The organism is Radiobacillus kanasensis, assembly GCF_021049245.1.
GTDB classification, from domain to species: Bacteria; Bacillota; Bacilli; order Bacillales; family Amphibacillaceae; genus Radiobacillus; species Radiobacillus kanasensis.
In genome coordinates, this window is sequence record NZ_CP088020.1 from 3757263 (window position 1) to 3772847 (window position 15585).

Here is a 15585-nt window from a genome sequence, read left to right on the forward strand (position 1 = left end):
ATAACATGATCTGTCCAAATTGTAACCACGAAAATCAAGGTGGAAACTTTTGTGAAAAATGCGGAGCGAATTTAACTGCTGTTAACGAAACAGCTGCAACGGTTCAAGCGTCAGTGGATGAGAGCACAGCAGCTCAATCAACGAAAAACGAACAGGAATCAAACCAATATTTAGAGACTACAAAAAACGTGTCGAAGCAATACTTCGGGCATTTTGTCGACCGTCTAAAAAAACCTTATGAAAATAGCTATATGTCCGGTAGCGATCAATTTGTTAACGGAATTATTACAATGGTCTTATATGCACTTTTCATTCCTTTGATTTTCTTCTTTACACTTAAAGGTCTCATTTCCGATATCGATACATTCAGTGGAGGTCTTTTTGGTGGTTCAGCTGAAGCTTTCACCCCTCCATTTAGCGATGTCGTTGTAAAGCCGTTTTTTGCTTATTTTGTATTTATTGTTTTAGTGGCAATAACTTGTTTCGGAGCTATCACATTAGGTAAAGTTCAAGTAAATGTGAAAGAAGTTATCGGACGATTCGGTTCCTTCTTAGTTCCATTTGTTGCAATTTTATTAATAGCTCTCTTACTAAGCATCTTAAAAGTGAACTTCTCTTTAGTGATTCTGCTTATCGGAATGAGCGGATCTATGTTCATGGTTCCACCACTCGTAATCGCTAGCTTTAAACGTAATGGAAACCAAGGCTTGGACACATTTTATGGTTCACTGTTAACTTATGTAGTCATCTTTATCTTGTTGTATATAATGGGTGATTTCTTATTCGAAGCAGTGAAATCCGTCATATCATCCTTCCTATCATTTGGTTTTTAATAGTGAAGAAGCTCTTTAGAATTTACGGTTCTAAAGAGCTTTTTTATTCGACAAAATTCGGGTCGTGACAGGCACTGCCACTGTGGCACTGCCACTGCTATTTCTTTTCTTTTTCTTCTCGCATCATGAGCAGGTTTAATGGTTGGTTGGATCCTGTTATTAATTTATAAAAGAAAGTGGATGTAAGATTGTAGCCTTCTTCTATTTGCTCGGTTAGGTGACTCGCACGTTCATAGATGACAGACCGCAGGTTATCCAATTGGCGTGTTGTTTTTTCCATGAGTGCTTCTTGGTTTTCTAACCGATCGATAACTTTTTCCTGCTTATCTTCATTACCATCCATTTTCTCGGACATGTTCTTGTTTAGTTCCATAAGATCATTTAGTTGATCTTGCAAATCCTGATACTGTCCCAACTGGTGGATTATCTTTTGATTAGACTCCGTTAAGTGATTCAACTGATCCAGCATTTCTTGGTTTAGTAGCCCTTCTTCTTGAAGTGTTTTTTGAAGTTCTAGATTGTTAGCATCTAATTTTGTTAGCCATTCTTTCGTTTTATTTTCAAATTGTTCATGCTGAAGACTGCTTTCTTTAAGCTCTTCTAGCTGTTCTCCAATCTCATTCCAGTGCTTCGCTTTTCGATGTTCCTGCTGCTGATTTAACACCCGTAAATCATGCAAGGAACCAAGAAGCTTTTCATTCATTTTTTTCTGTTCTTCCACCATCTCGGTGAAGTAATTTATTTTAAAATTTTCTTGGTTACGTTCCCTTGGCTTTGTCTTACTTTTAAATATTCCAGGGTGTTTCCCAATGTTAAAAAATATCCCCACTTGTTCACACCACCTTTGTCACTTTTCTATTATCCTATGCACAGGAGATGGAATAAGGGACAGATCACTATGTTATATAAAGAAACCCCTTTTCTCCAAAAGGGGGTAGCGATCCACCATCATTTAAAGCCGATTACTTTTCTTTAAATTTGGTTTATTATCTTCTTTTCGTGTTCCAACAGCCACTCTTTTCTCCAAAGCTCTCCCGCATATCCGGTAAGAGATCCGTTCGCTCCAATGATGCGGTGGCACGGAACGACGATAGGGATTTGATTTTTACCATTCGCACTCCCAACCGCTCGTACCGCTTTTTCATTCCCAATTTGAATCGCGATATCTTTGTACGATCCTACTTCCGCATAAGGTATTGCAGTCAATGCTTGCCACACTTTCTTCTGAAAATCTGTACCCGTTAAGGCATATGGAAAATCAAACTCAATCCGTTCTCCATTAAAGTACTCTATAAGTTGAGCGTAACAAGCTTCTACAGCACCAGAGCGTCCTTCCACTCTCTCATTGGTCACTTCTTTTTTATCCGTAAAATGAATCGCGTGCACCGATTCCCCAGAACCAGTAATTTCTAAAATTCCAATCGGGGAGTCTAAGTCTACCGTGTAATCCTTATTCATCTAAATACCTCCATAGATAAAATGTAGCGAAGGCTTCCCATCCTTCCCAGGCTTTCGACCATTCCTTTATTTCTTCCAATGACGGTTTTCGATCCCAATTCAACCGCTTTTTTAAAGCATTATGTAGTCCAACATCTGCAATCGGAAAAGCAGACGGGTGTTGAAGACATCTCATGATACAGTAATCTGCTGTCCAAGCCCCTACCCCTCGAACCGAAACTAATTCAGCATGGATATTCGAATAAGACTGCATGTCCAGAAGAGATTTCTTACTCCTTTTTCCCGCTGCTATATCCTGAGCAACTCCAATCACATATTCCGCTTTTCTCGCACTGAATTGAAGCGCGGTCAAATCCTCTACCTGGAAGTTTGCTACGATTTGAGCCGATGGAAAGATCCAATACGTTTTCCCATCGAAAGAAAGGGACGAACCATAAGTCTCTACAAAACGTTTCTTCAATTTGTAAGCAAACGTAAGATTAATTTGTTGTCCAATAATAGCCCAAGTCAGTGCCTCAAATAAATCAGGGATGGAGACTATTCGCAGCCCGTCGTATAAAGATACGATTGGTTTCAACAGTTCATCCTGATTTGCTATTTGATAGAAAGCTTCTAGGTCTTGATCAAAACCGAACCACTCCCAAACATATCGGGCGACCTGCTCGCGTTCTGTTAGACTAGTATCCTTGTTCCGAATCTCTACCATCAAATGTCCACTATCGAAGGTCACCTTCAACAAAAGAAATGCCTCTTTTATTTCAATAAGCTTGTACACACTATCCCCGTTAATCTGATGCAAAATTTCAGAATCCGATCTACTTAAAAAGTGTAGGCATTCTGCATAACTGAACAGATTTGGAGGTATAATTTCCACCCATGTCTTATGGTCGTTCCATCGCATCATATCCACTCCTAGAAAGCTCTTTTCGATAGTCATTAGGGGATTGCTTCATCCACTTTTTGAATACTTTATAAAAATTTGAGGGACTCTTAAAGCCCACCCCATAACAAATATCCAGGTTAGTTTTACTCGTGTTTTCCAGCAGAAAAATCGCTTTACCAATTCGTACTTTTTCTAAATAACCTCTTGGCGTTACAGACGTCTCCTGCTTAAAAACTCTTTCTAGGTGGAAAGGACTTACTCCAACGTGACTTGCCAAATCATCTAAAGTAATTTTTTCTTTTGCGTGATTCACTAAAAAGGTTACAACCTGCTGAACCAAATCCACATGCGGGGAATGCTCCACCTCCGGCTGACACCTTTTACAAGCACGATACCCAGCCCTTTCCACTTCTGCTTTAAGAAGAAAAAACTCTACATTTTTCTTCTTAGGCTTTCTCGACCTACAAGAAGGTCTGCAATAAATCTTAGTCGTTTTAACAGCTGTAAAAAATAATCCATCGTAAGTCCGGTCACAGTTCAAAATGATCTTCCACATTTCTTCAAATGACAAGTCGATGCTGGACAAGCTATCCCCTCCAAGTCGTGCGTCCTTTACACTATTGTACCTCTTTTTGTCACCTTTTTCGTCCTTATTCTTGCTCTTATGGTCAAGAGCTGATCATCAAACTAATCCCCGTTTACATACATCATTACTTTAGAACAAACCATACTACGAAAAGGGTGGTGACTATTATGAAATTCAACAATTATGATGTAAAGATAGACCAAAATGGACAACTACAAATTGTTCTTCATGTAGATACATATTCGCAAGATTTCTTATCGGAGTTTAGTGTCGAGCTGGACCCTCGAGACCCTAGAAAAGACTCCTTAAAACAAACTGCACGAGCATTCGTTCGAAAACATTTTCCAAAATTAAAGATTGCTACCATCGTTGTAGTTGCTGGCTCCACCATTTTAGCTAGCTTCCCTGTGAGTAAAGTAGAGGCCCACGAGGTAACGTTTAATATGTCCTATCTCTACTTCGGAAACACGCAATCCTATATCACACAAATCGATCGAACGAAAGGAAACTTAAGCGTCGTTTCCCCGAGCTATTTTGACTTGAATGCAGACGGTTCATTAAAGATAACAGCACAGTTCGATCCTACGTTCATTAAGGAGATGCATGATCGTGGAATAAAGGTCGTCCCCTTCCTTAGCAATCACTGGGACCGAAGCCTTGGCCGCTCCGCTTTAGATAATAGGGAAAAACTTTCTAGCCAAATTGCAGAGTTCATGACTACGTATCAATTAGATGGTGTACAAGTGGATATCGAGAATGTAACAGACTTAGACCGCAGCGCCTACACCGATTTAGTTCGGTTGTTAAGAGAAAAAATCCCTCAAGGAAAAGAGGTTTCCGTAGCGGTAGCTGCTAATCCAAATGGTTGGGGAAAAGGATGGCATGGCTCTTACGATTACAAGGAGCTTGCAAAGTATGCCAATTACCTAATGGTGATGAGCTATGATGAAAGCTATGAAGGAAGCCCAGAAGGCCCTGTTGCAAGCTATGACTGGGTAGAGCGATCTATCCAATATGCCTTAAATCAAGAGGTTCCTCCCGAAAAAATTGTACTAGGCATTCCTTTTTATGGACGGTATTGGAAAGAGGGAGCTCAAACAGGTGGGCGCGGAATATCCAATCGAAGAGTAGAAGAGTTGATTGCGGAATATGGTGGGAAAGTAACTTTTGATGAAGCAAGTAAGTCACCTAAGGCTACCGTAACAATAGGATCTACACCTTTCACAGTAGCTGGAACCACCTTATCTTCAGGCACCTACCACATATGGTATGAAAATGCTGATTCTATTAAAGCAAAGCTAGAACTCGTTCATAAATACCATCTCAAAGGGACCGGTAGCTGGAGTCTAGGACAGGAGGATCCCTCTATTTGGCAAGATTATAAAAATTGGATTTCTCACGATGCCGATACAGCACCACCCGCGCTTCCAGAACCCGACGAGAAGGAAACATCTTATGACACGTATATTGTCCGTTCAGGGGATTCCTTATGGAAGATTGCAAGCATGTATCAGCTCACCGTCCAACAATTGAAAGCCATTAATGGATTAAATTCGGATGTCATTTATGTGGGACAAATGTTAATCGTATCTCCTTCTGCACCAACAAGTCCGACAACAGCATTGATACCAAAAACAACAAGTCCAACTGTACCGAAGCAGCCGACGGTTGTTCAGCCACCTAAGGTTACATCTCCTAGCCTAAAAGTAGGATCAAAAGGAACAGCGGTGACGAATCTACAAAATAACCTGAAGAAGCTTGGACTGTATAAAGGGAAAACGAATGGCACATTTGATACAGCAACCAAAAATTCGGTCATTGCCTTCCAAAAGAAATATAAACTGAAAGCAACCGGTGTTGCAGATGCAACGACACTCAAGAAAATCAATGATGTTGTGAAAAGTAGCACGAAGAAAGATCCAACACTTAAGGTTGGATCGAGAGGTTCTGCAGTAGTCGATTTACAAAACAAGCTGAAGAAAACGCGCCATTATAAGGGCAAAGCCCACGGAACGTATGATACTGCTACAAAGAATGCAGTTATTGCGTTCCAGAAAAAATACAAGCTGAAAGCAGATGGAATAGCGAATGCAACAACAATTTCAAAGCTGAGTGCCGTTACCAAACCCACTACTTCTGTAAAAAAATATCCGACTTTAAAAGTCGGGACAAAAGGGTCTGCCGTCACAGACTTACAAAATAAACTAAAGAAAACGGGCCACTATAAGAAAAGAGTTCACGGAACCTACGACTCGGCAACGAAAAGTGCTGTCATTGCTTTTCAAAAAAAGTATAAGTTAAAAGCCGATGGGATAGCTAGTCCTATTACATTAAGCAAATTAGATGCCGTTACAAGAGCAAAATAGACAATCAAACCCCAGGGCATTACGTCCCTGGGGTTACATATGATTCTAACTGTTCTCGAGTTAACTTCCCTTTAATACCAGGTACCTCAGCCATATAATCCATCATTTCAGAATCTGACAACCCGACTTCTCTTTTCAGTCCTTGCATGATGGTACTTAAGTATTCCAAAGATGGGGCATTAAGTTCCTCATTCTTCAGCCCTTCTGAAGAAGTAAACGTAAAAACAGGATATCCACCTTCTTCACCTACATATAGTACGTTACCATACCAACTTTTAAGGTATAAGTAGTTTCCCTGTTCCATCACTTTCTCTATGTCCAACGCTACACTTGAAACATGATTCTCCTGACTAACCACATCAAAAAATTGCTCCTTCGTAATCAAATACATATAACTGTAAGTATGCGAAATCGACTCCTTTTTGGGGTCAACAAAAGCAACCCCTTTGCCTTGCCACTGGGCCGCTTCTTTTGCAAAGTAAAGCTGGTGCTTCATCACATATGACTTTTCCTCAACAGGCAGTGATTGATCCCTGCAGCCCGGATTCTTCCTTGTGGATCCCTTCGGAGTTCCCCCTTTGATATAGCACAGGAATCGGTCTTTGTTCATATTAGAACCATAAGAGGCATACCAGACATACTCCGTTTGATTCACACTCAATCTCCCCTTTTCTGATGCCAAGCTAAAGCTCTTTGTTCCAATTCGGATACAAATCTTTCTTTACCTTGAATGTAAGATTCGATTTGATACGGAAACTTTTTCGCGAGTCTTTCTTTTAAGTCTCCGTAGGCTTTGGCTTCCTCTGGGAATGCCCGTAAATAGTCTCGGAGTGCAAGATGGCGTATGATCTCCGGACTTTTGTTTTCGTATATATGTACATGATGGGTCCGATTATCTCCACCTTTTTGAAAATAACGTCTCCCTCGAATCCCATTTTCTCCTTTAGGCTCATAGCCAATTGCAATCATGGAATCGTTAAAGCCATCCACCTGATGAATATTTTTCACTACAGGCATGATATCAATGATTGGTTTTGCCTTTAGTCCTTTTACGGAGGTACTGCCTATATGATGGATAGCTATTAGTTCCTCACCGAAAATACGACTCAGATGATCCGCTTCCTCTTCAAATAAGGACTTCCAACCCTCTTGATAAGGTAAAACATCTACTTTTCTCATCACTACGCACCTCACCATACTAATCACGACTACATGAACCCATTGTAACAAAAGATTTAATTTCCGAAGGGCTATTCCTCTTTGTAACGCCTGCCCGCAAAATAGGAAAAAGCTATCTCAAATGACCCCATACCAACCATTAGTTTACACCTAACTGTTGATAAGCATCATAAAAGATAGCTTTGTCTTTAAGCAGCATGATCCGATTCTTCGTTATCCGGTTTTGCAGCATCAATCATAAGAAAAATTGCAGAAAGAATGTGCATGATCATTCCTACGAAAGGAATCCACGCGATACAAGACGTAACTATTCCTAAAATGCTTCCTACAGAATCCCCGCCATCTCTTTTCGTTAAAACTAAAGTGATAATATGTAAGGCTAACATGATGCCTAATGGTGCCCAAAAAAGAGAAACCACGACTACTCCACCCAAAAACGGGATGCCTAGAAAAGCTTCTAACCCACCTGATACCCATTTCAATACCCTTGAAGTTGACATTTCATATCCTCCTTTCTGAAATCTTTAAACGAAAGAAATTATATCATATAAGTTGTATCTCTTGTTATCCTCTATTGAAAATAGAGGAAGCTGTAAAAGCTCCCCCTACGATATCTTATTCCACTAATATGTGTTATATTACTTAATCACCCGAAAAGACCCCGTACCAATCGTACAAACCGCTCCGCTTTCGTCCACAATCCTTCCTTCTGTGGTTAGCATGGTCCTTGATTCATGAATAATATCCGCATACACCGTTATTTTTTGTTTTTTTATTTGCGACATAAAGTGAATGTTTAGATTCGTCGTAACGGTGCTTTCCTCCGGTCTTGATGCCATCGTTACAAGTCCCATAGCATTATCTAACATACTTGCGTGAACTCCACCGTGTAAAATGCTAAGTAAATTAAGATGGTGATCTTTTACATCTAAGGAGATAATCACGTGTTTTTGACCCAATTCTATCATTTCACAACCCAAGTATCCCCAAAACGTTTTGTCTGCATCTTTTACCAGCTTCGCAATATAGCTATCCCAATCAAAGGAGGTTGCTTTATTCATCGTTTCACCCTTCCTCATATATAGGTGCAAAAAACCGCGGGCTCCAGTTGGAACAACCGCGGTCCGCATTCCCTTTCAAAGCATGAACTAAGCTTTATGATTCATTACTCGTTTCTAATTTCTTTTTCTCTTCCTCAACAACTACTCGACGCAACGTTTTTCCAACTAACGTTTTTGGAAGACTGTCCCTGAATTCATAGCTGCGCGGTACTTTATAAGAGGCTAATCGTTCTCGACAAAATGCTTCTAATTCTTGTTCGTCTGTTTGCGTCCCATTTTTCAGCACAACATAAGCTTTCACCGTTTCCCCACGATACGGATCCGGGATACCTGCTACTACCACATCCATAACAGCAGGATGATCAAACAATACCTCTTCTACCTCACGAGGATAGATATTAAATCCACCTGCAATGATGAGGTCTTTTTTTCGATCCATAATGTAGAAGAAGCCTTCATCATCCATCACAGCCATATCGCCCGTGTACAGCCAGCCCTCTCGTAATGTTTTACTAGTTTCAACAGGCTGGTTCCAATACCCTCTCATGACTTGTGGACCTTTTACAATAAGCTCGCCAACTTCTCCTAGTTCCAACTCTTCCCCTGTTTCAGGATCTACAACTCGAGCATCTGTATCCGGAAACGGAATGCCAATGGATCCAAGCTTGCGTTTTCCCCAAATGTTATTGGCATGTGTTACGGGAGAAGCCTCCGTTAGTCCATAGCCTTCAAGAAGCTTTCCACCGGTAACTTGTTCAAAGACTTCCTGTACCTCTCCAGGGAGTGGAGCCGCCCCACTAATACAAACTTCAATGGATGACAAATCAAAATCACCAATCTTTGGATGATTGATAAGGGCTATATACATCGTAGGTGCTCCCGGAAAAATAGACGGTTTCATTTTGTTTATAAGTTTAAGCGACTCGTCCGCATCAAACTTCGGTAACAAAAGCAATGTCCCCGCAAGTCTAACAGATTGATTCATCAACACCGTCATGCCAAACACATGAAAAAATGGCAGGACAGCTAAATAGCTTTCTTTCGCTTCTTCACTACGATAACTCCAGGCACGAGATTGAATCGTATTCGCCACTAAATTGTGGTGGGTGAGCATAACCCCTTTTGATAAACCTGTCGTCCCTCCCGTGTACTGAAGAAGTGCTAAATCATGCTCTGAGTCGATGTTGACTTGCACTGGTGAATCGGAAGCATCATCCAATACTCGTTTAAAGGAAAGAACATTTTCAGAATAATCTACATCGAGTGATTGCCCTTCTTTTTTCGCTTTAATTGGGTATAACACATTTTTCGGAAATGGTAAGTAATCTTTAATGGACGTATAGATTACGTTTTCCACTTTCGTTTGTGGAACCACTTTAGAAATTCGCTTGAACAAAATATCTAATCCAATTAACAGCTTAGCCCCCGAATCATTAAGCTGATGATCAAGCTCTCGCTCCATATAAGTCGGGTTCGTTTGCACCACAATGGCACCCACTAGTAGCGAACCATAATAAGCAATAACAGCTTGCGGGCAGTTCGGGAGCATAATAGCTACCCGATCGCCCTTTTGAATGCCTAGCTTTTGTAACGCATTTGCAAACCGATACGTTTCACTTAGTAATTCTTTATACTTCATTTTTCGACCAAGGAAATACAGTGCTGTATGTTCCGGATAGTTAGCCGCAGCGTCTAATAAAAATTGCGCCAAGTTTTGCTTCGGATAGTCATAGGAAGGCAAAACTTCCTTGGGGTAATGCTTTAACCATACTTTTTCTGACATTTTCAAACACCCCTTTTTGGCTTTCTAAATCACACTACGTATCTCTCAGAAGCAACAACACGTTCTGCAATTTCGCGTTTCAGTCCAACTGTATTAACCGGTGTCCGGCGAGCAAGCTTTTTCAACACAGACAATTGAGCACGAAGCATATCTCCAGATTCAATAGCAGCTAAAGCATCCTTTGCTAAGGATTCGATTTTATCAAAAGCTTCATGTACAAAGACTTGTGTCATCGCTATAGCATTTGCTGCTTTTTCTTCTCCTTGCTTATCAATCAGTTTTTTCGTTCTCAAGTAAGCGCTTTCTGCAGCGAACACTTGAATCATGATATCCGCTAAATGACTAAGCACCTCTTGTTCCTCTTCCAGCCTATGTTGATACTTTTGAACGGCCAGACCGCCGACCATAAGGAACATCTTTTTCGCCATGGAGATCAAATGCTGTTCTTGTTCTAAAAGACCTTCAAAGGTTTGACCAGGTATGAGTGTGAGCAGTTCGGATTGTAGGGCTTGAGCTTTTTGCATAAGTGGTAGCTCACCCTTCATTGCTCGTTTAACTAAGGTTCCTGGGATTAGAAGACGATTGATTTCATTCGTTCCTTCGAAAATACGATTGATTCTAGAATCCCGATAAATACGTTCTACTTTATATTCTTGAATAAAGCCGTAACCACCGTGAATTTGTACGCCTTCATCCGCTACAAAATCTAGCACTTCCGAGCCGAACACTTTGTTAATCGAGCATTCTAGGGCAAACTCTGCAATAGCTTTTGCGGAAGCAACCCCAGCATCTGGACTATTAAAATCGATATCACTCATGCCTTCATCCATCATACCTGCAGTACGATAGACCATGCTTTCTAAGGCAAACGTACGAATGTTCATATCAGCTAGCTTGTTACGGATAAGTGGGAAATTCGAAATTTGTTTGGAAAACTGTGTTCTTTCGTTTGCGTACTTAACGGAAAGCTCAATAATCTCTTTTGCTCCACCAAGACCGCCAACACCAAGCTTGTAACGGCCGATGTTTAGAATGTTAAAGGCGATGAGATGGCCTTTTCCAACCTCCCATAGCAGGTTTTCTACAGGAACCTTTACATCTTCTAAAATCAATGGACAAGTGGATGAACCTTTAATACCCATTTTCTTTTCTTCCGGTCCAATGCTCAATCCGTCCATCGTTCTTTCTACAATAAAGGTACTGAAATCTTTTCCGTCTACTTTGGCATAGACGATAAAGACATCGGCAAATCCAGCATTCGTAATAAACTGTTTCGTACCATTCAAGATATAATATTTTCCGTCGTCCGACAAGGTCGCCGTTGTTTTCGCTCCTAGTGCGTCAGATCCAGAGGATGGCTCTGTTAAGCAATACGCGGCAATCTTCTCTCCTGTGGCAAGCTGTGGTAAATATTTTTTCTTTTGTTCAACCGTTCCAAAATAGACAATAGGAAGAGTTCCAATTCCCACATGTGCTCCTAGAGATAGGGCAAAGGAAGATGCCTTCGATAAGCGTTCACTAATGAGTGTAGTACTCACCTTATCCAACCCAAGCCCTTCATACATTTCTGGAATATCGGCACCTAATAAGCCTAACTCTCCAGCTTTTTGTAGCAATTCAACCGTTAGATCATAGTTCAAGCCTTCGATTTCTTCATCTCTTGGTAACACTTCACCATCGACGAAATCTCGTGTTGTATCTGCTATCATCTTTTGTTCATCGGTCAACTCATCCGGTGTTACGATAGATTGAAAATCTACATCCTCAATAATAAAACTTCCACCAACCGTTTTCACTGCCATGTTCCATTTCCCCTTTGTTTTAAAATAACGGACTTAATCCGCATGAACCTCAAACACACCAGCGGCTCCCATACCGCCACCAATACACATAGATACCACTCCGTAGCCTCCACCACGACGCTTTAACTCATGAATCAAGGTAGAAGTTAGCTTTGTACCTGTACAACCTAGTGGGTGACCTAAAGCAATGGCACCACCGTTTACATTGACGATGTCTTCATCAATATTTAGCTCTCGAATAACTTGTAAGCATTGGGAAGCAAAAGCTTCGTTGATTTCAAACAGCTTCACATCCTCCTTGCTAACACCAGCCATTTCTAATGCCTTTGGAATGGCCTTAATGGGTCCTACACCCATGATTTCTGGTTCCACACCGGAAAGAGCAAAGGATTTGAAGGTTGCTAAAGGCTTTAATCCTAACTCCTCCGCTTTTTCTTTACTCATGATGACGCAAGCTGCTGCCCCATCACTCATTTGGGAGGAGTTTCCTGCCGTAACGGTGCCTTTTTGCTTAAAAGCTGGCCGTAGTCCTCCCAGCACTTCTGCTGTTGTTCCTTCACGAACCCCTTCATCGGTATCGAACGTGACTTGTTTTTCCCATCGCTTGCCGCTGTCATCCACACCAGATAAAGATGTGTGAACAGGAACGACTTCTTCCTGGAATTTACCTTCCTTGATCGCGGCCGCAGCTTTTTGATGACTAGATGCGGCGAAGGCATCTTGGTCTTCTCGTGATACTCCAAAACGACTGGCGACTTCCTCCGCGGTAAAGCCCATGCCCATATAAGCTTCTGGAAGTTCCTCCACAATTTTCGGGTGTGGAGCGAGTTTGAAGCCTGTCATCGGGACATGGCTCATGCTCTCTACACCTCCCGCAATAATGACATCTGCATGCCCAAGCATCACTCTCTCTGCTGCAAATGCAATCGACTGCAGTCCCGAGGAGCAGAATCGATTAATGGTTAGCGCTGGTGTCGTTACTGGAAACCCTGCATAGAGAGACATCGTTCTTGCAAAGTTAAGCCCTTGTTCCCCTTCTGGCATGGCACAACCAATAATGATGTCCTCTACATCTTCCTTTTTTAAGCCCGGCGCTCGTTCTACGACCGCTTCTAATACGGTTTTCCCTAAATCTTCTGCACGTGTTTGTGCTAATGTTCCTTTTTTCGCTCGACCCACTGCCGTACGAGCAATGGATACAATAACCGCTTCCTTCATTCTGTCACCCCTTTTCATTAATTGCGCAATGGCTTTCCTTTACTTAACATGTATTGCATCCGTTGCTGCGTTTTTGGCTCTCCACAAAGACTTAGGAAAGCTTCTCTTTCTAAGTCCAGCATGTATTGCTCGGTTACTAATGTTCCTGCTGGTACATCTCCACCTGCCAAAACGTGTGCAAGCTTATTCGCAATCAGATAGTCGTGATCACTAACCAAGCCTCCAAGTTTCATTTGATGAGCGCCTAACTGCATGACCGCTTTTCCATCTCTTCCAACTACACGGATTTTTTCTTCCGGTTTCGGAGTGTACCCGTTTTGTACAAGCTGAAGAGCTGCCTTTTTCGCTTCATAGATGAGATGGTCTTGGTTCGTTATAAAAGTGTCTGTTTGGCGCATGTAGCCAAGTTTTTTCGCATCAGCAGCACTTGTCGATACTTTTGCCATTCCTACGTTTTCAAAGATTTGATTCACATAGGGCTGAAGGTCCGCTTCTCGATTTGTAACCGATTGACTTAAGCGAAGTGTTAATTCTTTACAGCCGCCACCGGCAGGGATTAAGCCAACCCCAACTTCTACCAATCCATAATAGGTTTCAGCTGCAGCCACAACTTGATCAGCCGGCATACAAACCTCTACTCCACCACCTAAAGCCATTCGATGAGGAGCTGCGACAACAGGCTTTTCAAAATGCTTTAGAGTGTACATGGTGTTTTGGAACATGCGAATGATTTGATCGACTTCATCCCACTCTTCGTCTTGTGCTTCCATTAACAGAATCATAAGGTTAGCACCGACGCAGAAGTTGCGACCTTGGTTTGCAATCACTAATCCTTCATAATTTTGACGAACCTCTTCCATGCTCTGCTGAATCATGAGAAGAATATCGGCACCAATGGCGTTATTCGGAGAATGGAACTCCAAGCAGGCAATTCCGTCTCCCAAATCTATCAAACTAGCACCACTATTTGCTTTAATGACTTTATTCTGTTCTTTTAAGGAACGTAGCGTAATAATCTCTGGCTTTTCTTCCTTGGCATGGAAGGCTCCACTGAATGCATAAAGGGTTTGTTGGTTTTCTTTCGTGTAGAAAGACTCATGCCCTTCCGCAATCCAATCCTTCACCCATTCCGGAACGTTTAGGCCTTCTGCTTCCATCCTTTGAACAGAGCGAGTTAAACCAATTGCATCCCATGTCTCAAATGGTCCTAACTCCCAGTTGAAGCCCCACTTCATGGCTTCATCGATTTCAACAATCGTATCGGCAATCTCTCCTACTTTCTCAGCAGAATAAATAAGTACCTGTTTGAGAATGTTCCAAGCTAACTCCGAATGACGATCCTTCCCACTCAACAATGCTTGCACCTTTTTCTTGGAGCCCTTTGCTAGCTTTGCAGCTTCTAAGGAAGCTCCACTCACCTTTTGTTGAGCATCGTATTCCATCGTTTCTAGATTTAGAGATAGAATTTGTTTTCCTTTTTCGTTCTTTATCTTTTTATAGAAACCTTGACCAGCTTTTTCTCCAATCCAACCTTTATCGACCATATCTTTAAGGACTGGAGGAACATCAAATACTGCTTTCTCTTGTTCATCGCTTACTTTTTCAAACACGTTGTGAGCAACGTGAACGAATGTATCCAGACCAACTAAGTCAAGTGTACGGAATGTGGCACTCTTTGGACGCCCCATAGCGGGACCTGTTACAGCGTCTACTTCCTCTACGGAATACCCTTCTTGCATCATTTCCGACAAAGTTACTAAGAGTCCGTACGTGCCTATTCGATTGGCGATAAAGTTAGGTGTATCCTTGGCTAGAACAACTCCCTTTCCTAGCTTCTTCTCCCCAAATTGTTTCATTGATTCCACCAGTTCCGGATTCGTCTGGTCACCAGGAATGATTTCTAATAGTTTCATATATCTTGGTGGGTTGAAGAAATGGGTACCTAGGAAATGCTCTTTAAAAGCGTCACTTCTTTCTTCCACCATTGCATTGATAGAGATACCTGATGTATTGGAGCTTACGACAATGCCTTCTTCCCAAACCTGCTCAATCTTTTCATAAAGCTGATGTTTAATAGCTAGATTTTCTACTACTACTTCGATAACCCAATCAACCTCTTTAATTTTGACCAGGTCGTCTTCTATATTCCCTGGTGTAATCAAGGATGCGAAATCAGAATCATACAAAGGTGCTGGATTTGTTTTCTTTAGTTTTTTAATGGCACTTGTTGCTAGTCGATTTCTTACCACAGGACTATCTAATGTTAGTCCTTTCTTTTTTTCCTCCTCCGTTACGTCCTTAGGAACAATATCGAGAAGGAATGTTGGGATTCCTACATTAGCGAGATGGGCTGCAATACTTGCACCCATGACACCAGAGCCGATAACGGCTGCCTTTCGAATGTTTCTTGCCATAC

At 41.6% G+C, this 15585-nt stretch carries 14 protein-coding genes; 2 read left to right on the plus strand and 12 right to left on the minus strand.

The annotated features are described in order from the left end of the window. The first annotated feature begins 5 nt into the window (after positions 1-5). On the plus strand, positions 6-833 hold the full coding sequence (locus KO561_RS19065) for a zinc ribbon domain-containing protein (RefSeq protein ID WP_231094891.1): 828 nt from the start codon (positions 6-8) through the stop codon (positions 831-833). Between the two features lie 97 nt (positions 834-930). On the opposite strand, the gene KO561_RS19070 is transcribed toward KO561_RS19065, so the two are convergent. From KO561_RS19070 to KO561_RS19085, 4 genes are all read right to left on the minus strand, one after another. Continuing rightward, positions 931-1662, minus strand: coding sequence for a hypothetical protein (locus KO561_RS19070; RefSeq protein ID WP_231094892.1), 732 nt, complete (start codon positions 1660-1662; stop codon positions 931-933). Between the two features lie 143 nt (positions 1663-1805). Continuing rightward, entirely contained in the window at positions 1806-2291 is a 486-nt protein-coding gene (locus tag KO561_RS19075) for a methylated-DNA--[protein]-cysteine S-methyltransferase (protein ID WP_231094893.1), read from the minus strand. After that, positions 2284-3192 carry a DNA-3-methyladenine glycosylase family protein gene (locus KO561_RS19080; RefSeq protein ID WP_231094894.1) on the minus strand — a complete coding sequence of 303 codons (909 nt, stop codon included), beginning with the start codon at positions 3190-3192 and terminating at the stop codon, positions 2284-2286. The genes KO561_RS19075 and KO561_RS19080 overlap by 8 nt, the downstream gene beginning before the upstream one ends. Further along, the gene (locus KO561_RS19085; RefSeq protein ID WP_231094895.1) at positions 3173-3760 is read right to left on the minus strand and encodes a bifunctional transcriptional activator/DNA repair enzyme AdaA; all 588 of its coding nucleotides are present in this window, start codon (positions 3758-3760) and stop codon (positions 3173-3175) included. Before KO561_RS19085 ends, KO561_RS19080 begins: the two co-directional genes overlap by 20 nt. Positions 3761-3927: 167 nt before the next feature. Between KO561_RS19085 and KO561_RS19090 the strand changes: the two genes are divergently transcribed. After that, on the plus strand, positions 3928-6126 hold the full coding sequence (locus KO561_RS19090) for a peptidoglycan-binding protein (protein WP_231094896.1): 2199 nt from the start codon (positions 3928-3930) through the stop codon (positions 6124-6126). Positions 6127-6145: 19 nt separating this feature from the next. Here KO561_RS19090 and KO561_RS19095 read toward each other — a convergent pair whose 3' ends face one another. The 8 genes from KO561_RS19095 to KO561_RS19130 form a co-directional block, all read right to left on the minus strand. After that, a complete protein-coding gene (locus tag KO561_RS19095) occupies positions 6146-6781 on the minus strand; it encodes a hypothetical protein (protein WP_231094897.1) in 636 nt (211 codons plus the stop codon). A 2-nt stretch (positions 6782-6783) separates the two neighbouring features. Then, the gene (locus KO561_RS19100; RefSeq protein ID WP_231094898.1) at positions 6784-7305 is read right to left on the minus strand and encodes a GrpB family protein; all 522 of its coding nucleotides are present in this window, start codon (positions 7303-7305) and stop codon (positions 6784-6786) included. A 188-nt stretch (positions 7306-7493) separates the two neighbouring features. Then, on the minus strand, positions 7494-7805 hold the full coding sequence (locus tag KO561_RS19105) for a hypothetical protein (protein ID WP_231094899.1): 312 nt from the start codon (positions 7803-7805) through the stop codon (positions 7494-7496). Between the two features lie 138 nt (positions 7806-7943). Continuing rightward, entirely contained in the window at positions 7944-8366 is a 423-nt protein-coding gene (locus KO561_RS19110) for a PaaI family thioesterase (protein ID WP_231094900.1), read from the minus strand. 94 nt (positions 8367-8460) lie between these two features. Then, positions 8461-10149: an AMP-binding protein gene (locus KO561_RS19115; RefSeq protein ID WP_231094901.1), complete on the minus strand. Its 1689-nt coding sequence runs from the start codon at positions 10147-10149 to the stop codon at positions 8461-8463. Positions 10150-10178: 29 nt separating this feature from the next. After that, on the minus strand, positions 10179-11951 hold the full coding sequence (locus KO561_RS19120) for an acyl-CoA dehydrogenase family protein (protein ID WP_231094902.1): 1773 nt from the start codon (positions 11949-11951) through the stop codon (positions 10179-10181). A gap of 33 nt (positions 11952-11984) precedes the next feature. Continuing rightward, on the minus strand, positions 11985-13169 hold the full coding sequence (locus tag KO561_RS19125) for an acetyl-CoA C-acyltransferase (RefSeq protein WP_231094903.1): 1185 nt from the start codon (positions 13167-13169) through the stop codon (positions 11985-11987). Between the two features lie 17 nt (positions 13170-13186). Beyond that, entirely contained in the window at positions 13187-15583 is a 2397-nt protein-coding gene (locus KO561_RS19130) for a 3-hydroxyacyl-CoA dehydrogenase/enoyl-CoA hydratase family protein (protein WP_231094904.1), read from the minus strand. Positions 15584-15585 lie beyond the last annotated feature (2 nt).

Coding starts and splice junctions, on each gene's coding strand:
- KO561_RS19075 (WP_231094893.1), bottom strand. CDS start 2,291: ATGAATAAGGATTACACGGTAGACTTAGACTCCCCGATTGGAATTTTA.
- KO561_RS19125 (WP_231094903.1), bottom strand. CDS start 13,169: ATGAAGGAAGCGGTTATTGTATCCATTGCTCGTACGGCAGTGGGTCGA.
- KO561_RS19090 (WP_231094896.1), top strand. CDS start 3,928: ATGAAATTCAACAATTATGATGTAAAGATAGACCAAAATGGACAACTA.
- KO561_RS19120 (WP_231094902.1), bottom strand. CDS start 11,951: ATGGCAGTGAAAACGGTTGGTGGAAGTTTTATTATTGAGGATGTAGAT.
- KO561_RS19130 (WP_231094904.1), bottom strand. CDS start 15,583: ATGGCAAGAAACATTCGAAAGGCAGCCGTTATCGGCTCTGGTGTCATG.
- KO561_RS19065 (WP_231094891.1), top strand. CDS start 6: ATGATCTGTCCAAATTGTAACCACGAAAATCAAGGTGGAAACTTTTGT.
- KO561_RS19110 (WP_231094900.1), bottom strand. CDS start 8,366: ATGAATAAAGCAACCTCCTTTGATTGGGATAGCTATATTGCGAAGCTG.
- KO561_RS19080 (WP_231094894.1), bottom strand. CDS start 3,192: ATGCGATGGAACGACCATAAGACATGGGTGGAAATTATACCTCCAAAT.
- KO561_RS19105 (WP_231094899.1), bottom strand. CDS start 7,805: ATGTCAACTTCAAGGGTATTGAAATGGGTATCAGGTGGGTTAGAAGCT.
- KO561_RS19115 (WP_231094901.1), bottom strand. CDS start 10,149: ATGTCAGAAAAAGTATGGTTAAAGCATTACCCCAAGGAAGTTTTGCCT.
- KO561_RS19100 (WP_231094898.1), bottom strand. CDS start 7,305: ATGAGAAAAGTAGATGTTTTACCTTATCAAGAGGGTTGGAAGTCCTTA.